This is a genomic window from Nocardia sp. CY15 (genome assembly GCF_009829295.1).
GTDB classification, from domain to species: Bacteria; Actinomycetota; Actinomycetes; order Mycobacteriales; family Mycobacteriaceae; genus Nocardia; species Nocardia sputi.
The window spans coordinates 171,551-189,485 of record NZ_VUOT01000004.1 but is presented as its reverse complement, the minus strand read 5'-3'; the positions used below and the strand labels follow the sequence as shown (position 1 = coordinate 189,485).

Genomic DNA, 17,935 nt, shown 5'->3' with positions numbered 1-17,935 from the left:
GGTGACCGGGATGGTCGCAAGCGCAACGGAACGGCCGTCGATCGGGCCACCGACGTGCCGACCGCCTTCATCGATGCCAGGGCGTTGATCGGTTGCCGCCACCGCCTGCGTCTGGACGCCACGCACCCCGAAGCGCTGGTGGGCATCGCCGAGGACGCGGGCGTGCGCCAGCGCCGGGATGCCGCCGCAGCGCACCGCAGCCGGGTGCGCGACGCGCTGGTCGGCGCGGACCCGGACGCCTGGGTGGTGATCGATCCGGGGCTGCGCGCCGCCGAGCGTGCCGCGGCGACGATGCGCGCCTGCGAAGACGGCGCGCGACACATCTGGGGCGGACTACTACCGCAGGAGCCCGACACCGGTAGGCGCGGGGGCGCGGAGATCCTGCTGTGCGACGCCGAGCGCGGCGGATACATCCCGATCATCGTGGTGAACCACAAGGTGACCGACCCGCGCCAACCCGAGCCCGCCGACTTCCACCCCACCACCTCCGACCCCTATCACTGGAATCCGCAGCCGGATCCGCACCGCAAACTGCGTCAGCAGCCCCGCGACCAGCAGCGGCTCGCTCATTTGCACCGGATGCTGCAACGTCACGGTCTGGCCAGCCCCGCGCTGGTCGGCGGCGTGATCGGCTTCGACTTCGACCGCATCCTGGTGCACGATCTGGCTCCGTTGCTGGCCGACTACGACCGCCGCTACGCCGACCGGATCGCGGTGGTGCGCGGCGAGCTGCCGACCGTTCCGTCGAAGGTGCCCGAGTGCAGGCAGTGCCCGTGGTGGACGCGGGGGATCGAGGGTCCCGGCTGCGAGGGTTGGCTGATCGAACATCGCGACGTCAGCCTGGTGGCGCCCGGCTCGCGCGCCGAGGTGCTGCGCAGGCACGACGTCGAGACCATCGACGAACTCGCCGCCTGGGTGGGCGATGATCCCGAGGACTGGCAACACGGCCCGTTCGACGAGGCCGTGGTGACGGCGCGAGCGTGGATCGCTGGGGCGCCGTTGGTGCGGCGGGTCGAGCGGGTGCGGGTGCGACGGGCGGACGTGGAGGTCGACGTCGACCTGGAGAGCTTCCAGGAGTACGGCGCGTACCTGTGGGGAACGCTGCTGAACGGCGTGTACCGCCCCTTCGTCACCTGGGACCCGTTGCCCACGGAGGACGAGGGCCGCTCCTTCGGCGAGTTCTGGACTTGGCTGATGAGGGTGCGCGCCGAGGCGGCCGCGGCGGGTAAAACGTTTGCCGCGTATTGCTATTCGCGTACCGCCGAGGACAAGTGGCTGTACGAGTCGGCACGCCGGTTCGCGAGCCGCCCCGGTGTGCCGACGGTGGAGCAGGTGCGCGCGTTCGTCGACGGGCCGCAGTGGGTGGACATGTTCCAGGCCGTCTCCGACCAGTTCATCTGCCCGAATGGCAAGGGGCTGAAGAAGATCGCTCCGGTCGCCGGGTTCTCGTGGCGCGATCCCGAGGCGGGCGGCGAGGCATCGATGAGCTGGTACCGACTCGCGGTCGGTTACGACGGCGCCACGCCCGACCAGACCCAGCGCACCCGATTGCTGGAGTACAACGAGGACGACGTCCGCGCCACCCAGGTGCTGCGCGAATGGATGACCACCCGCGCCGACGAAGAGGTCCCCGGTCTCGCCGATTTCCGGCAGGTTCCCCTGTTGCGGCCGCACGCGGCCGTTCCGGGTGGCGCCGTGGTGCCTCCTTCGGCCACGTAGTTCGGGCGCGGCGGTACGATCGCGACGTGACAGAGCACGTCGAACAACTCGAGTTCCAGGCAGAGACCCATCAGCTGCTCGAGCTGATGATCCATTCCGTCTACTCCAACAAGGACACCTTCCTGCGGGAGCTGATCTCGAATTCCTCCGACGCGCTGGACAAGCTGCGGCTGGAGTCCTTTCGGGACAAGGATCTGCACGTCGACACCTCCGACCTGCACATCGAGCTGGAGGTCGACAAGGACAACCGGATCCTGACCGTCCGGGACAACGGCATCGGCATGTCGCGCGCCGAGGTCGTCGACCTGATCGGCACCCTCGCCAAGTCCGGTACCGCGGAACTGCGCAAGAAGCTGAACGAGGCCAAGTCCGAGGCCGCGGCCGAGGAGCTGATCGGCCAGTTCGGCATCGGTTTCTACTCGACTTTCATGGTCGCCGACAAGGTCTCCCTGACCACCCGCCGGGCGGGGGAGACCACCGGCACCCGATGGGAATCGAGCGCGGGCAGTTCCACCTACACGATCGAAGAACTCGACGAGGTGCCGCAGGGCACCTCGGTCGCGCTCCACCTCAAGCCGGTGGACGAGGAGGATCACCTCTTCGACTACACCCTGGAGTGGAAGCTGCGCGAGATCGTCAAGAAGTACTCCGACTTCATCGCCTGGCCGATCCGCATGCAGGTCGAGCGGACCGTCACCGAAGGCGAGGGGGAGGACGCCAAGGAGACGACCATCCTCGAGGACCAGACGCTCAACTCGATGAAGGCGCTGTGGACGCGTCCCAAGAGCGAGGTCTCCGACGAGGAGTACAAGGAGTTCTACAAGCACGTCAGCCACGGCTGGGACGATCCGCTGGAGATCATCCCGTTGAAGGCCGAGGGCACCTTCGAGTACCAAGCGCTGCTGTTCATCCCCTCGCACGCGCCCTTCGACCTGTTCACCCGTGAGCACAAGCGCGGTGTCCAGCTCTACGTGAAGCGGGTGTTCATCATGGACAACTGCGAAGAGCTGATGCCGGAGTACTTGCGCTTCGTCAAAGGCGTGGTGGACGCGCAAGACCTGTCGCTCAATGTCTCGCGGGAGATCCTGCAGCAGGACCGGCAGATCCAGATGATCCGCAAGCGGTTGGTGAAGAAGGTGCTGTCCACCGTCAAGGATCTGCAGGGCGCGGAGGACCAGACGAGCTACCAGACGTTCTGGAAAGAGTTCGGCCGCGTCCTGAAGGAGGGTCTGCTCTCGGACTTCGACAACCGCGAGACCATCCTGCAGGTCTCCTCGTTCGCCTCGACGAACTCCGAGACGGAGTTGACCACGCTCGCCCAGTACGTGGAGCGGATGCCCGAGGGGCAGGACACGATCTTCTACATGACCGGCGAGACCCGTCAGCAGGTCGAGAGCTCCCCGCATCTGGAGGCGTTCAAGGCGAAGGGCCGCGAGGTGCTCATCCTGACCGACCCGGTCGACGAGATGTGGGTCGGCTCGGTGCCGGAGTTCGACGGGAAGGCGTTCCAGTCCATCGCCAAGGGCGAGGTCGATTTGGAGACCGAGGAGGAGAAGAAGGCCTCCGAGGCGCTGCGTGAGCAGCAGGACAAGGAATTCGCCGACGTGCTGGCGTGGCTGGGCAAGACGCTGGAACACAGCGTCAAGGAGGTGCGGCTGACCAACAGGCTCACCACCTCCCCGGCGTGCCTGGTCGGTGACGTGTTCGACTTCACGCCGATGCTGGAGCGGATGTACCGGGCCTCGGGTCAGGCGCTGCCGGAGAGCAAGCGGATTCTGGAGCTCAACCCGACGCACGCGCTGGTCACCGGCCTGCGCGACGCGTACGCGGCCAAGAAGGAGGAGGCCGAAGCGGGCACGGCGACCGAACTGTCGGAGACCGCCGAGCTGCTGTTCGGCACGGCGGTGCTCGCCGAGGGCGGCGAGCTGAAGGATCCGGCGCACTTCGCGCACATCCTCACCGATCGGCTCACGCGCACGCTGTGAACCGTTCGCGGCCGGAGGACCACGCCGAGGTCCTCCGGCCGCGCGCCGGGTCATGTTTCGGCCATTTTCCGGTTACGGTGACCGTCGAGGTGGCATATTCGCAGGACTGGGGAGTTCGCCCCCGGGTGGCGCGGTTAGATGTGGATGCCTGAAAGGATTCTCACGACATGTCCGCAAACCCGCTCGCCGTCGCGGAGCCATGGGATCTCGTCGCCGACGGATATGCCGAATTCGCGCCCGCGATCATGGGACCGTTCTCGGCGCGTGCGCTCGAGTTCGCCTCGCTCACACCCGAGTCGCGGATCGTGGACGTGGCGGCGGGACCGGGCACGCTGAGCCTGCTGGCCGCTCCTCATGTGGCGCACGTCGAGGCCATCGACTTCTCCGAGTCGATGATCGCGCGCTTGGCGCAGGACGCCGCCGCCGCCGGGCTGGCGAATATCCGTGCGCGAGTCGGTGACGGACAGGATCTGCCGTACGAATCCGATCAATTCGACGCGGGCTTCTCCCTGTTCGGACTGATGTTCTTTCCCGAGCGCGCGCGAGGCTTCGCCGAGTTGTTCCGCGTGTTGCGTCCCGGCGGCACGGCGGTGGTGTCGAGCTGGGCGCCGATCGCGGACTCGCCGCTGATGCGGATGATGTTCGGCGCTTTGACCGCGGCCGATCCGAATATCCAGGAGCCGCAACCGAACTTCCTGAGCCTGGAGAATCCCGAGCTCTTCGAATCCGAGATGCGCGGCGCGGGTTTCGAAGCCGTGTCCATCCAGCGGCATTCGATCGCGCTCACCTTCGACAGCCCCGAGGAGATGTGGGAGACCATGGTGCGCAGCAGCGCCCCGTTGGAGCTCATGCGCCACAGCGTGAGCGCGGAGGTCTGGGCTCGGCGCGCCGCGGTGATGAAAGCGTTTCTCGCCGAGAAATACCGACCGAACTATCCGTTGTCCACCACGGCGTATCTCGGTATCGGACACAAGCCGCAGGGGTGAAAGACAGCGGCGCGCGGTCCTTCCGGGGGAAGGACCGCGCGCCCGCGGGATGGTGGCGTGCGATTACCGCGGAGCCATGCGCAGCGCGCCGTCCATGCGGATGGTCTCGCCGTTCAGGTAGTCGTGCTCGACGATGTACTGCGACAGCTGCGCGTACTCGTCCGGGCGGCCCAGGCGGGACGGGAAGGGCACGCCCGCCTCGAGGCCCTTGCGGTACTCCTCGGTGACGCCGGCCAGCATCGGGGTGTCGATGATGCCGGGGGCGATGGTGTTCACCCGGATGCCGAACTGGGCCAGGTCACGCGCGGCCGGAACGGTCATGCCGTGCACGCCGCCCTTGGAGGCCGAGTAGGCGATCTGACCGATCTGGCCTTCGAACGCGGCGACCGAGGCGGTGTTGATGATGACGCCACGCTGGCCGTACTCGTCCACGGCGTCGGTCTTGGCGATCGCGTCGGCGGCCAGCCGCATGACGTTGAAGGTGCCGAGCAGGTTCACCGTGATGACCGTGCGGAACAGCTCCAGGTCGTGCGGGCCGTTCTTGGACAGGATGCGGCCGGCCCAGCCGACACCGGCGCAGTTGACCACGATGCGCAGCGGCGAGCCGGACTCGACGACCTGCGCAACAGCGGCGCTGACCTCGTCGTTGCTGGTGACATCGGCGGGAATGAGGGTGACCCCGGCGGGGACGTTGTCGCCGGCGCGCTCGATCGACTGCGGTACGTCGAGTCCGAAGACGGTGGCGCCGAGATCGGCGAAACGCTTGGCGGTGGCGGCGCCGAGGCCCGATGCGCCTCCGGTGACAATGGCGGCGGAACCCGAAATCTCCACGATGGTCCTCTCGTTCGTGACAGCCAGTTGGCCTTTCGTCAATTGCACCCTAACCGGTGCTCGGCGCGCGGCCCTGCACGGCTCCCTCGCCCGCTGCCACGGCGCGTGAACCCGTGTCGCCGACGCGCACCCCTGTCCCGTGAACCGGCCGAACCGACCGCGCAGAATGGAGCAGCCCAGTCAGCTCGACCGGATAGCGGAGTCACCGTATGACCGAATCGGCCCTCAGCGCACGCCTACCCCGGGGCAGGCACGGCCTACCCCGAGAGCAGGTGATCGCCTCGCAGCGCGAGCGGATCCTCGTCGCGACGGCGGAGGCCATGGCCGAGAACGGGTACATCGGAACGTCGGTCGCGGCGATCCTCAAGCGGGCGGGCGTGTCGAGGGAGACCTTCTACGAGCAGTTCCGTTCCAAAGAGGACTGCTTCGAGGCAGCTTACGAGCGCGCTGTGCAGCTACTGCTCGACCGGATCGCCGAAGCCACCGATACCGAAGAGAGTCCGGCCGACGTGGACGCCATGGCTCGAATGGATCGGATCTTCTACGCCTATCTGCAATATCTGGTGGACGACCCGGCCAGCGCGCGGCTGTTCTTGGTCGAGGTCTTCGCGGTGGGGTCCGCGGCCATCGCGCGCCGGGCCCAGCTGCAGGAGCGGTTCGTGGAGCTGATCGCCGCCGTGCTCGACGCGCGGACCGAGCAGCAGCGTTTCGCCTGTCAGGCCTTGGCGGCCGCGATCGGCTCGATGGTCACCGCTCGGATCGCGGCAGGAGACTCCGACGGTCTGCTCGCGCTGCGAGAACCACTGCTGGATCTGCTGCGCCGGGGTGGCGGACTGTATGGAGCTGCGCTGTGCTCATGCGGCGAGCCATCCGCGTGAGCAGCAGCGCCGCACCGGCCAGCGTGGGAGCGAGCGCGGCGAGCCCGGCGACGGCGGCGCCGCCGAGGGCCGGTGCGCTCGCGCCGAGCAGGGTCGCCGCACCGAAGTAGAGGAACAGCAGTCCAGAGCCGATGCCGATCGCGTGCTCCGGCAGGTGCTTGCCGACCAGGATGCCTGCCGCGATGGCGAGCGCGTCGGCGGCGACCATGCCGATGGTCGAGCCCAGCCAGACGCCCACCCAGTCGTAGTCGGTGGCAAGCGCGGCGGTCGCGAACATGGTCCGGTCGCCCAGTTCGGCGAGCAGGAACGCCGACAGCACCACGAGGAACGGCGCGCCGGCGGCCCTCGGCGTCTTGGGCGCGGGATCGTCATCGCCGGGGCCGAAGTGCTCGCGCAGGGTCCACAGGCCGACGGCCAGGAAGGTGATCGCGGCGATCAGCGAGATCGCCCTGGTGGGCAGGGCCGAACCGAGGAAATGGCCGACGCCGACCGAGATCAGGTGTACCGCGGCCGAGGCCGTCGCGATGCCGCCGAGCACCACCCACCAGCGATAGCGCAGCGCGAACGTCAGCGCCATCAATTGGGACTTGTCGCCCAGCTCGGCGAGAAAGACGATGCCGATACTCAGCAAGACGGTGGCGATCATGTGTGGCGGCTCCCAGGTCTCCGGCCTGCCGGTCGGAGATATGGATGGCCTCCGGCCGACAACGAAAGGTTGTCCAGGCCGAAGGTCTCGCCCACCGACGGAAAGCCGGTTCACACAGCCGGACCCGGCCCATGGCAGGGCGGCGGGTCAGTATGTCGACTGTGCGATTGGGGGCTACTCCCCTTCGCTGCTCCCGACTCTACCCGGCGGGCGCAGCTCTTGCCAACCCGTTGTAATCGAAATCGCAATGCGCACAATAAGTTTGGCGATCCACGTGGCAAGTTTCGGTTACCCTCACGCGGCCAGCAGCATAGCCAGAACCGCGGTGTCGGGATCGCTGATCGGGTCGAGTCCGACCCGGCTGACCAGGGAGGTGACCGTTCCGTCCGACTCCGCCTCGACCCAGGCGGCCCGGTGCTCCAGCCCCAGATGGGGCACGCCGGGCAGCAGGACGCAGCCGGATGCCGCGCCGGCGCATTCGGGCAGCGACGGCCGGGTTTCGGAAGGAGGATGCAGCACCAGCAACGCCGGTGGCACATGCTCGGCGAACCGGCCCGGCTCCAGCGCTTCCTCACCCACGACGGGACCTTCGGCCAGCACCAGGCCGACGGTGCCCGGAGCGGGGTCGTCGGGCAGGTCCTCACGGACGCCGAACACCGTGGAGGTCGTGAGCAGCCCCGGCAGCGTGGCCACACGCACCGCGAGCACGAGTACTTGCGCCCACTCCTTGGTGGTGTCCGGCCAGCGTCCGGAGATCACGAAGCCTCGCAGGGATCCGCGCGCGTGGAACGGCGTGATGCCGATCGGTTCGTTCGTGCGCATTTCTGCCTCCCGTCGTCTCACCGGGGGCGACCTTGCCCGTCCATTTGGTCTGGATTCCCGAATATGAACCACGAGTCACCTGGCACACAAGTACCAAAGAGTGCCAATCGGACACTCGGAGGCCGTGGGGGCAGCAATCGCGCTGCGTACCCGGCGGATCGGGCTCGACCTCGCCGGCTTCCGATTCGTGGTGGGTGGACGGATGTTGCGGGCAAAGCGCCCGCGCAGCCGGGAAACAGAACGGGTCCGCGAACCCGGCCGCGCGTGGCGCGACGGATTCGCGGACCCGTTCCGGTGTGCCGAGCGGGCTCAGCCGAAGATGAGACCCTTGGCCTGCGAAGTGGCCTTGGCGAAGCGCTCCTGCACGTCGGCCCAGTTGACGACGTTCCAGAACGCGGTGACGTAGTCCGCCTTCACGTTCTTGTACTGCAGGTAGAAGGCGTGCTCCCACATGTCGACCTGCAGCAGCGGGATGATGCCGAGCGGAACGTTGGCCTGCTGGTCGTAGAGCTGGAAGGTCAGCAGCTTCTGGCCGAGGGTGTCGAAGCCGAGCACCGCCCAGCCGGAGCCCTGCAGACCGTTGGCCGCCGCGGTGAACTGCGCGCGGAACTTGTCGAACGAACCGAACTGGTCGTCGATCGCCGCGGCCAGTTCGCCGACCGGCTTGTCACCGCCGTTGGGGGAGAGGTTCTTCCACCAGATCGAGTGGTTGACGTGCCCACCCAGGTGGAACGCGAGGTTCTTCTCGTGCAGGAAGATGGCGCTGTGATCGCCCGACTCGCGAGCGGCTTCCAGCTTCTCCAGTGCGGTGTTCGCACCGGCGACGTAAGCGGCGTGGTGCTTGGAATGATGAAGCTCGTTGATCTGCCCGGAGATGTGGGGCTCCAGGGCGCTGTAGTCGTAATCCAGATCTGGCAGCGTGTACTCAGCCACGATGTCCCTTCCTATGTCGGGCTGGTTGTGCCCGTTGTTCCGTGCACAGCCAACCATCATTCGTACACCCGGTCGATTCCAACCTGGGCCGACGTTCGCACATTCCGGTGACGCCGCTCACACCCGGCGGGTCGGGCGTCGTCACATCACGCACAACGGCACCACAGGAAACGCACGCGTAGCATCGAACCATGTCGTGGTACGACGAACTAGTGGGGCGTCTGAGCCTCCCCGAACCCGCCATGGTCACTCCCGAACAAGCCTTGCCCGGCCGGGCGGAACCGCTCGACGTGCCGGATACCCATTACGTCAACGGCCACCCGATCCGTCCGCCGTTTCCCGATGGGCTGCAACTGGCGGTCGTCGCGATGGGCTGTTTCTGGGGCGCCGAGAAGAGTTTCTGGGAACTCGACGGCGTCTACACCACAGCAGTCGGTTACGTCGGCGGGTACACGCCGAATCCCACCTACGAAGAGGTGTGCAGCGGGCGGACCGGTCACACGGAAGCGGTGCTCGTCGTATTCGATCCGGCGGTGATCGATTACGCGGGCATCCTCAAGCACTTCTGGGAGAGCCACGATCCCACCCAGGGGATGCGCCAAGGCAACGACCGTGGCACCCAGTACCGGTCGGCCGTCTTCACCTTCGGGACCGAGCAGGCCGACCTCGTCCGCTCGACGGCGGAGGTATACGGCAAGCGTCTGGCCGCGGCGGGATACGGCCGGATCACCACGGAGGTCGCACCGCTGCCCGGACTGGCGGCCTTCTACTACGCAGAGGGCTATCACCAGCAGTACCTGGCGAAGAATCCCGGCGGATACTGCCCGGTGCACGCGACCGGCGTGAGCTGCCCTGTGGGCTTGGAAGCCTGATCGCCCGACAAGGGAGAACCGCGCATTCGAGCGCGGATGCGCGGTCCCCGCGACGAGTAGCAACCGGGCCGATTACAGCGGCGGAGCGATGCCTGGACGAGTCGCACGTGGATCGCCCGCGTCGTGCGCCTGCCACCATCGCGCACCGCCCGCGATGAAGTCTTTCAGTGGGATCTGCTTGCCTCGCGCGTCGTACACGACGATGTCGTCGAACCACACCCGGACATCCAGCTCGCGCGGATCGATACCCTCCTCCTGCGAGAACTCCAGAACGTGCGCGGATTCGTGATCATCGATCCGGGTGTCGAAGCTGAGCAGCTCGCTCCACAGCGCCCAGCCGCTGTCATCGATATCGATGAACTCCCAGCCGTGCAGCCGCCCGCCGCCGAAGCTGCGGATGGCCTGGTCCAAGCCGTCCAGGCGCAGCGGCAGCACCCTGGGTGCCAGGTCATCCCAGTGCTGGGTCCGCAGTGAAGCGGCGACCCGGCTCACGCCGGTCAGTGTCACCTGCACCCGGTAGTCGTCGGCCGCTGTCCCCTGCTCCGGGAGAGTCAGTACTTCCAGGTCGAGCCGCAGTTCGTTGGCAGCCTCGTCGACGGCGAGACCGAGGCACGCGGCCTCGGACAACGCGACGTTCAGCCCTGCGGTGTCCATTCCGTGGCGAAGCCCCCTGCTCACGTTCATGCGCCCCAGGCTAGGCGATCGCCGTCGCCGAGGACGGGTTATTTCCGCGGCGATCCGGATTTCATGGAACCGAATGCGCCCCCGCCCCGTCCAAGTAGATATCGGAGCCTCCTCGGCCGCAGGTTCCGAGGTCGGCGACGAATGGCCGCTCCGGGATGGACATGGAGGGGAGTCCCGGATCGGTCATTCGCATCGCGCGTTAGGGAGTGAATCGGGTCACCCGTCAGGTAAAGGGTCCAGTTACGGACCGAAAGCCCGAAAACGGCTCGAAATAGTAGCTACTCGGTTGCCTGGGCGCCTGACCATTGCGGCGGAGTGTCCTCGACGGCCGCGCCTTGTGGATCAAACTGTGGATTATGTGGATAACTTCGACGGAGTTATGCACAGGTCGCATCGAGCGGGCGCGCGGTCGAGTTCCGGAGAGGAGAACATACCTGAAGTCGAAGGTCGCTGTCGAGGGCGTCCCCGGGCATGGAACTGCACGGCGGTCCGCCGCCCATGGCAGGATCGAAACTGTGACGAGCCCCCACGTTCCGTCGGTCACGGTGGAGGACCTGCCTGCCGTATTCGACAGCAGCGCGCCCGCGTCGGCCGACCAGCCGCGACCGGTCCTGCTCGACGTCCGTGAGGACGACGAGTGGCAGCTGGGGCACGCTCCGGGTGCGATGCATATCCCGATGGTCGACGTGCCCGCCCGGATCGATGAGCTGGAGTACGACGCGGATCTCTACGTCGTCTGCAGGCAGGGCGGCCGATCCCTGCAGGTGGTCGAATACCTCACGCACATCGGGTATCAGGCCATCCAGGTCCGAGGCGGCATGGTGGCGTGGCAGCAGGCAGGCCGCCCGCTGGTCGCGGAGGGCGGCCACGAGGCGAAGATCTACTGACGAGAGAACGAGGTGCGCGGGTGAGTACGGTGGTGCAACCTTGTGCGCGTTGCGGTGCGCGCTGGGCCGTGCAAGGGGCGCCGATGCACTGGTGCCCGCGTTGCCGCGGCGTGCTCCTTTCGCCCGCGCCGATCGACGCGCCCGCCGCCCGCCGCAACTACCGCTGGGTGGCGCGCAAACCCGACCACCGCGGCCGCCGAGCGCAACCGCCCGCCCCGACGATCACGCAGAGCCGGACGCCCCGGTACACGCAGATCCCGCGCTGGGGTCTGATCGATCCGCCCCCGCAAGCCAAGGGCGCGGTACGCCGTCCGCTCGGCAAACTGACCGACTCGGTGACCGGACTGCTCCTCGCGACAGTGTGCGTGTTCGCACTCGCGGCTGTCGCAGAACTGGTGCGCTACGCGGTCTTGTTGCACAACCGGACGCGCCTGATCCACCCCGCCGCGCTCTTCGCCTCGGACGCGTTCGTGATCGGCACCGCGGTGCTCGGGATCGTGCTCGCGCTGCTGGCTGCGTTGGCCACGGTCGGAAGGTTGATCGAGATCAGGCGGTCGGCCTACGCCGCCGCCGGGCGGCGCGACCCGCGTTCGCCGCGAGCGCTCGCGGCCGGGTGCCTGGTCCCGGTGGTGAACCTGGTGTGGCCGGGAATCTTCCTGAGCGAAGTGGCCGCGCTCCAAGGCGACCCCCGTGCGCGCGGTGCTATCCGGATCTGGTGGGCCGCCTGGGCGTTCAGCGGCCTCCTCGCGGCCGCCGCGCTGCTGTGGCGTTCCGCGGATTCGTTGCAGGCCAAGGCCGACGGCGTGCTGTTCACCGCCTTCACCGACGCGGTCGCCGCGGCGGTCGCGCTCCTGACCCTCTGGGTGCTGCGCACGATCGAGGGACGTGACCTGCTCGGTCGTACCCGGTCCACGCGCCGCTGGTTGATCGCGGTCGATCCGGCCGTGCCGGTGATCGAGCCGGTGCATCCCGGCGGACGGGAAACCGCGGCCGAACCGGCGCGCGCCGAGCTGGACGCCGCGACGCACGAGGACAACGGTGCTGAGGACCGTGAGCAGAAGGAGGTCATGGCCAAGTGAGCCACGGCAGTCGCGCGCCATTCGTCGTCGCGCATCGAGGCGCCTCGGCGGCGCGTCCCGAGCACACGCTCGCCGCCTACGAGCTGGCGCTCCAGGAAGGCGCCGACGGCGTCGAATGCGATGTCCGGCTGACCAGGGACGGGCATCTGGTGTGCGTGCACGATCGCACCGTCGACCGGACCTCCTCGGGCAGCGGGCTGGTCAGCGAGATGACGCTGGAGGAACTGCGGGCCCTCGACTTCGGCTCCGACGGCGCGCCCGCCTCGGTGCTGACCCTCAGCGAGTTGATCGGCCTGGTGCTGGACTGGCGCAGCAGGCCGACCAAACTGTTCATCGAGACCAAGCACCCGGTCCGATACGGCGCGCTGGTCGAGAACAAACTGCTCGCCGAGCTCCAGCGGTTCGGCATCGCCACCCCCGCCTCGGCCGACCATTCCCGCGCGGTCGTGATGTCGTTCGCCGCCACGGCGGTTTGGCGCATTCGCCGCGCCGCGCCGCTGCTGCCCACCGTTCTGCTCGGTGAGTCGTCGCGCTACCTGGGCGGGTCGGCCGCCACCACTGTCGGCGCGACCGCCGTCGGCCCCTCGGTGAAGACCTTGCGTGAGCACCCCGAGTTGGTCGACAAGGCCGCCGCCGCGGGCCGTGCCACCTACTGCTGGACCGTCGATGATCCGCACGACGTCCAACTGTGCGCCGACCTCGGTGTCAGCTGGATCGCCACCAACCATCCCGGCCGTACCAAGTCGCTGCTCCCCGCTGCCTGAACCGGATCCGGGTGACTCTCTGTCGAGGCTTACCCGCAGTCGACCACCACCGCACGCGATAACAGCTGCCCCGAGTGCCCGCCGCGTCCGCGCTGAAGTCGCCGACGGCGGTCGATTCCACGCGAGCCATAATGGCCGCGAACACCCAGCGCCACAGGCGCTGGAGGAACGAACACAGGTGTAGGTTGACCCCTCGTGGGTAAAAGCAAGCGCAACAGTCCTAAGCCCGGCGGAAACCGGGCGCAGCGTCTCGCCGAGCGGCGAGCGGCGCAGGAGCAGGCGGCGCAGGCCGTCACGCGTCCGTTCGAGGGCTTGGCCGCGGAGTGCGATCTGGTCGCGCTGCGCGAATTCGTTCCGTCGGCCACCGCGCAGCTGACGCTGTCGCCCGCGATCGCGGCCGAGCGCCCGGTCGTGCTCGGCACGGTGCTGCCCGGCGCGGTGGCCGCGCTGGTGCGCGCCGGTGACGAGCCCAGCGGCTACGTCGGCGCGCAGGTGCAGTTCCAGGGCGCGGACCCGGCCGCCGACCTGGCCGCGGCGATCCTGTGGACCCAGTCCGCCGAGCCCGGTGATTCGCTGACCTCCGTGGAGAGCGTCGCGGGCGGTCCGCGGCTGGCCGATGTCATCGATCCCGCGGCGAGCCTGGAGCTGACCGTCCACCAGGACTTCGACTGGTGGGTGCCCGCGGGCGTCGAGCCCGACCCGCAGGTCGCCGCCACCATCGAGCAGGCCAAGCAGGCGATCATGCCTTCGGCGCGGCTCGGGCTGGACGCGGACGCGATCGGCGCCGCCTGGTGGGTGGACGCGGGGGAGAAGGCGCATATCCGCTGGGTGCGCCCCGAGGACGAGGACGCGCTCATGCTGGCGCTCGCTCGCGTGCACGCCGCGGGCGGTCTGCATCTGGGTGAGGGTTCCCGCTTCGCCGGGTCGTTCCGCACGCACGGCGTGCTGGTCCCGGTGTTCGACCTGGACCACGAGCGGCACCCCGACGAATGGGTGAAACCCGCGGCCGAATTCGGTGCGCGCCTGTCCGAGGCGCTGGCCGTCGACGCGCCGTTGACGGCCGAGGAGCGGCGCTCCCGCGACGGCTTGCGGTCGCGTCAGGTCACTTTGCGCTGAGTCGCGATCCCCGGCATTACGTGAGAAACTTCTGCGTCCTCGGCAGCTGATCCGTATTGCGATTGCCGCCGATACTGCTGGAACTTAGGGAAGACTCACCGAACTGCTGCGTAATGTGGCGAAACCGTCGTCGCGATGCCGCGGATCGACTCGACGCCGATAGCAACCATGAATAGCGATAGGCCCGGTTCCGTGGCGGAAACCGGGCCTATCGGTATTTCGGCGATTTCCGTCAGACGGAGCCGCCTGCCACCGAAGGCGCACCGGAGGCATCGCTCGGGCCGCTCATTTCCCGGGCGACGAAATCCTCCAAGTCGAACAGGTTCGACCCCGCGCGATCGGCGATCGTGAGGAGGGTGGTCATGTTCGCGACTTCCTCGACCTGTTCCTTCAGGAACCATTGCATGAACTGTTCACCGAGGTAGTCGCCTTCTTCTCGAGCCGTGCTCGCCAGCTGGATGATCTGTTCGGTGACCGTCTTCTCCTGGGCGAGCGCCAGCGCGATCGGCTCCCTGGCAGTCTCGAACCGCGATTTCGCGGCGTCGATACCGGAGATCTCGATGCTGATATCCCGGTCCAGGAAGTACTGCACGATCATCATCGCGTGATTGCGCTCTTCGACCGCCTGCTTGTAGAACCGCTTGGCCAGCTGCGGCAGATCGGCATTGTCGAACCACACCGCAATCGCGATGTACTGATGCTCGGCATTGAATTCGTGCCGAATCTGATCGTGCAACAGGCTATGGAATTTGCTGCGTGGGGATTCCGGATGGCTTGACATGGCATCGACATTAGCGCTGGTCAAGTCGCGTGTCATCCAAGTGCAGCCTTATTGAGGCTAGTGTTGCCTAATTAATTCCGCGCTGTTCCAGCCATTTTCGGCGCCGGGATATCGGTGCGCGGCCGCGTCCGCATCTCGCGGGCCACGAACTCCTCGACGTCGAACAACTGCCCGTCGGCGCGGTCCAGGACAGCCAGCAGTGTGGTCATCCCGGCAACGCTCTTGACTTGTTCCTCGAGGAACCACCGGATGAATCGTTCGCCCAGATAGTCGCCGGAGGTGCGGGCAGCACGAGCCAGATCACCGATCTGAGTGCTGCGGGCCTGCTCGATTCGCAGCAGCACAGCGACTGCGCCGCGCGGGCTTTCGAAGGTCGATTCGATCTCGCCCAACCCGCCGATCCGCACCGGGAGGTCCCGGTCGAGCAGGTACTGCACCATGCGCAGCGTGTTGCCGTGATGCTCGCGGGACCTGGCGTAGGCGTGCCCGGCCAGCTGCGGCAGCCGGCGTGAGTCGAAGTACACGGCGGCGGCGAGATATTGCTGGGCAGTGGTGAATCCGTGACGGATCTGCGTGCGCAGCAAGTCGGGGAAGGACTCGTCGGCATCGTCGGTGTCCGGCATGGCACAGACGCTACCGCGTCAGCAGATCCTCCGGGATGGCGCGGTCGTCGGCCAGCGCGTCGAAGAACCGGCTCGCCTTCTCCTTGTCCCACAGCACGACATTGCCGCTGGCGGTGTCGTCGAATCCGCCGACCGGCACCGCCGTGGCGACGGTCTCGCCCCGCAGCGCCCAGCCCAGCCCGCCGAGGTGCCAGATGTGGTCGCCGTTGTCGACCTTCAGCGACTTGGCGGTGTCGGAGGCCAGCGGCCAGAGCTTGAAGGGATTGGCCAGGGTGGCGCCGCTGGTGGCCTTCTTCAGCAGGGCGGCCATGAAGATCCGCTGGTTGTTCATCCGGTCCAGATCGGCGAGCGCGGTCGCGCGGCTGCGGACGAAACCGAGGGCCTGCGGGCCGTTGAGGCGCTGGCAGCCCGCGGGCAGGTCGATGCCGGCGAGCGGGTCGTCGATGGGCTTCGGGACGCAGACGTCGATGCCGCCGAGCGTGTCGACCACGCTGGCGAAGCCACCGAAGCCGATCTGCGCGTAATGGTCGATGCGCAGGCCCGTGGCGATCTCCACGGTCTGCACCAGCAGCGCGGGGCCGCCGATGGCGAACGCGGCGTTCAGCTTGTCCTTGCCCTGGCCCGGAATGCTGACGTACGAGTCGCGCGGCAGGCTGACCAGGGTGGTCTTGCCCGATTTCGGCACATGCACGAGCATGATCGTGTCGGTGCGCTCGGGGCCGACCTCGCCGCCGGTGGCGAGTTCCCGCTCTTGCTCGGGGGACAGGCCGCCGCGGCCGTCGGAGCCCACCAGCAGCCAGTTCGTGCCGGGGGTGTCGCCGACGCGCTGGGCGTAGTTCGCGAGCGCGGGGATGCGGTTGAGCGAGTTGTCCAGCTTGATGACGGCGCCGACGGCGGCGAGCACCAGGACCAGCACGATCACCAGGAACCAGCGGAAGGGGTGGCGCTTGCGGCGCGGTCGTGGCGCCCGAGCCGGGCGCGCCCCGCGCGGCGGCACCGGCGGCGGGCCTTCGCGATACGGGCGCGGTTCGCGGGTCGGTGCGTGGGGCGGCCCGCCGTCGTAGCGGACCGGCCGCTGGGTGCGGGCGTGGGGCGGACCTTCCTGATGCGGAACCGGGCGCTGGGTAGGGGCGTGCCTGCGGGCCGGGGCAGGCGGCGGCATGCGTCGTGGCGGTTCGGGGGGCACCTGCGAATATGCCAGCGGGTGTGCGTGGGGGCCGGCCGTTCCGTCGCGCCGCATGACCTGAGTGGGCTCGATCTGCGGCGGGCCACCGGATGCCGGAGGGGGCATGCGGCGGGGCATCGGAGGTTCACCGGGCCTGCCGGGCGGCGGCATCCGGCGCGTACGCGCGTTGCGCTGGGGGTCGTCGCCATTCATCACTGTGACTCTACTTATCCGGCCGTTGTGAGGTGCCGCATGTGGACACCGGGCGCACGCGGAAACGGCGCTGCTTCGTAATTCGCCGACCGCACCGGACCGTTAGCGTTCCGGAGGGCACAGTTGCGTCACGGGAGCCATGAAACATGGCCGCGCAGAACGGTGTAACCGATGTAGGCGACCGCGTCGATGGTCGCGTGCGCGAGAACCAGCGGCCACAGCCGGTTCGAACGCTGCCAATAGCGTCCGAATATGACGCCCATCACAAAATTTCCCAGGCCGCCGCCCAGTCCCTGATACAGGTGGTAGCTGCCGCGCAGCAGGGCGGAGGTCAGCAATGCCGAGTTCGCCGACCAGCCGAGCTGACGCAGCCGAGTGAGCAGGAACGCCACCACGATGATCTCCTCGGCCAAGGCGTTCGCGCAGGCCGAGAGGATCAGGGCGGGCAGCCGCCACCAGTAGTCGCCGAGCGAGGCGGGCACGATCGTCACGCTGATGCCCAGGGCGTGGGCAACGAGGTACAACCCCAATCCCGGCAATCCGATGAGCGCGGCGAGCGCCGCGCCGGGCAGTACGTCCGCGCGCCAGCGAATCCGGTTCGCCAGCCCGATCAGCCGCGGTCCGAGGCCGCCGCGCCACAGCAGATACAGGCCCAGCGCCGCCCACCCCACCAGGCGCAGCACGCTGAGCAGCTGGAACAACAGGTCGATGGTGGACTGCGTGGATCGAGAGGGGTTCAGCGCGACCGTTCGACCGCCGACCCCGCCCGGGGCCAGCGCGCTCTCCACCAGCGAGAGCGCGGCACCGAGTCCACTGAGCCCGAACGTGACCAGCAGCACCACGGCGATCTCGAGTTTGATCGCCAGCCGTTGCCGATCCGTCGGCTCGGCCTCGTCCCACTGGGCATCGGACTCCGCGCGCATGGGTCGAATCTATTGCGCCCGTCCGGCG

At 68.0% G+C, this 17,935-nt stretch carries 17 protein-coding genes and 1 pseudogene; 9 read left to right on the top strand and 9 right to left on the bottom strand.

Going from position 1 to position 17,935, the window contains the following annotated elements; genetic code table 11:
• The first annotated feature begins 54 nt into the window (after positions 1-54).
• From GVY39_RS08770 to GVY39_RS08760, 3 genes are all read left to right on the top strand, one after another.
• The gene (locus GVY39_RS08770) at positions 55-1,719 is read left to right on the top strand and encodes a TM0106 family RecB-like putative nuclease (protein WP_159922534.1); all 1,665 of its coding nucleotides are present in this window, start codon (positions 55-57) and stop codon (positions 1,717-1,719) included.
• Between the two features lie 26 nt (positions 1,720-1,745).
• The gene (htpG, locus tag GVY39_RS08765) at positions 1,746-3,704 is read left to right on the top strand and encodes a molecular chaperone HtpG (RefSeq protein ID WP_159922355.1); all 1,959 of its coding nucleotides are present in this window, start codon (positions 1,746-1,748) and stop codon (positions 3,702-3,704) included.
• A gap of 167 nt (positions 3,705-3,871) precedes the next feature.
• Positions 3,872-4,690, top strand: coding sequence for a class I SAM-dependent methyltransferase (locus GVY39_RS08760; RefSeq protein ID WP_159922357.1), 819 nt, complete (start codon positions 3,872-3,874; stop codon positions 4,688-4,690).
• A 63-nt stretch (positions 4,691-4,753) separates the two neighbouring features.
• On the opposite strand, the gene GVY39_RS08755 is transcribed toward GVY39_RS08760, so the two are convergent.
• Positions 4,754-5,521, bottom strand: a complete 768-nt coding sequence (locus GVY39_RS08755; protein WP_159922359.1) for an SDR family NAD(P)-dependent oxidoreductase — start codon at positions 5,519-5,521, stop codon at positions 4,754-4,756.
• 209 nt (positions 5,522-5,730) lie between these two features.
• Here GVY39_RS08755 and GVY39_RS34955 point away from each other — a divergent pair.
• Positions 5,731-5,946: pseudogene (locus GVY39_RS34955) on the top strand (helix-turn-helix domain-containing protein); the annotation flags it as partial.
• A gap of 322 nt (positions 5,947-6,268) precedes the next feature.
• Here the strand turns inward: GVY39_RS34955 and GVY39_RS08745 are convergent.
• The 3 genes from GVY39_RS08745 to GVY39_RS08735 all read right to left on the bottom strand — a co-directional run bounded on the left by GVY39_RS08745 (position 6,269) and on the right by GVY39_RS08735 (position 8,800).
• Positions 6,269-7,045, bottom strand: a complete 777-nt coding sequence (locus tag GVY39_RS08745) for a TMEM165/GDT1 family protein (protein WP_159922361.1) — start codon at positions 7,043-7,045, stop codon at positions 6,269-6,271.
• A gap of 294 nt (positions 7,046-7,339) precedes the next feature.
• On the bottom strand, positions 7,340-7,867 hold the full coding sequence (locus GVY39_RS08740) for a peptidase (protein WP_159922363.1): 528 nt from the start codon (positions 7,865-7,867) through the stop codon (positions 7,340-7,342).
• A 309-nt stretch (positions 7,868-8,176) separates the two neighbouring features.
• On the bottom strand, positions 8,177-8,800 hold the full coding sequence (locus GVY39_RS08735; protein ID WP_039794275.1) for a superoxide dismutase: 624 nt from the start codon (positions 8,798-8,800) through the stop codon (positions 8,177-8,179).
• Between the two features lie 191 nt (positions 8,801-8,991).
• Here GVY39_RS08735 and msrA point away from each other — a divergent pair, with 191 nt between their 5' ends.
• The gene (gene msrA, locus GVY39_RS08730) at positions 8,992-9,672 is read left to right on the top strand and encodes a peptide-methionine (S)-S-oxide reductase MsrA (protein ID WP_159922365.1); all 681 of its coding nucleotides are present in this window, start codon (positions 8,992-8,994) and stop codon (positions 9,670-9,672) included.
• A gap of 72 nt (positions 9,673-9,744) precedes the next feature.
• On the opposite strand, the gene GVY39_RS08725 is transcribed toward msrA, so the two are convergent.
• Complete coding sequence (locus GVY39_RS08725; protein ID WP_236565346.1) at positions 9,745-10,356, bottom strand: hypothetical protein; 612 nt, start codon at positions 10,354-10,356, stop codon at positions 9,745-9,747.
• Between the two features lie 515 nt (positions 10,357-10,871).
• On the opposite strand from GVY39_RS08725, the gene GVY39_RS34305 reads away from it, so the two are divergent.
• The 4 genes from GVY39_RS34305 (at position 10,872) to GVY39_RS08705 (ending at position 14,202) form a co-directional block, all read left to right on the top strand.
• Positions 10,872-11,243, top strand: coding sequence for a rhodanese-like domain-containing protein (locus GVY39_RS34305; RefSeq protein WP_321209767.1), 372 nt, complete (start codon positions 10,872-10,874; stop codon positions 11,241-11,243).
• A gap of 20 nt (positions 11,244-11,263) precedes the next feature.
• Positions 11,264-12,322: a DUF4328 domain-containing protein gene (locus GVY39_RS08715; RefSeq protein WP_236565347.1), complete on the top strand. Its 1,059-nt coding sequence runs from the start codon at positions 11,264-11,266 to the stop codon at positions 12,320-12,322.
• Entirely contained in the window at positions 12,319-13,086 is a 768-nt protein-coding gene (locus tag GVY39_RS08710) for a glycerophosphodiester phosphodiesterase (protein WP_159922369.1), read from the top strand. Before GVY39_RS08715 ends, GVY39_RS08710 begins: the two co-directional genes overlap by 4 nt.
• 195 nt (positions 13,087-13,281) lie before the next feature.
• Complete coding sequence (locus tag GVY39_RS08705; protein ID WP_159922371.1) at positions 13,282-14,202, top strand: DUF5926 family protein; 921 nt, start codon at positions 13,282-13,284, stop codon at positions 14,200-14,202.
• Positions 14,203-14,434: 232 nt separating this feature from the next.
• Here GVY39_RS08705 and GVY39_RS08700 read toward each other — a convergent pair whose 3' ends face one another.
• The 4 genes from GVY39_RS08700 to GVY39_RS08685 form a co-directional block, all read right to left on the bottom strand.
• Positions 14,435-14,983 carry a ferritin gene (locus tag GVY39_RS08700; protein WP_159922373.1) on the bottom strand — a complete coding sequence of 183 codons (549 nt, stop codon included), beginning with the start codon at positions 14,981-14,983 and terminating at the stop codon, positions 14,435-14,437.
• A gap of 71 nt (positions 14,984-15,054) precedes the next feature.
• Complete coding sequence (locus GVY39_RS08695) at positions 15,055-15,606, bottom strand: ferritin (protein ID WP_159922375.1); 552 nt, start codon at positions 15,604-15,606, stop codon at positions 15,055-15,057.
• 10 nt (positions 15,607-15,616) lie between these two features.
• The gene (locus GVY39_RS08690; RefSeq protein WP_195069836.1) at positions 15,617-16,984 is read right to left on the bottom strand and encodes an LCP family protein; all 1,368 of its coding nucleotides are present in this window, start codon (positions 16,982-16,984) and stop codon (positions 15,617-15,619) included.
• Between the two features lie 128 nt (positions 16,985-17,112).
• The gene (locus GVY39_RS08685; RefSeq protein WP_159922377.1) at positions 17,113-17,907 is read right to left on the bottom strand and encodes a CPBP family intramembrane glutamic endopeptidase; all 795 of its coding nucleotides are present in this window, start codon (positions 17,905-17,907) and stop codon (positions 17,113-17,115) included.
• Positions 17,908-17,935: the final 28 nt, after the last annotated feature.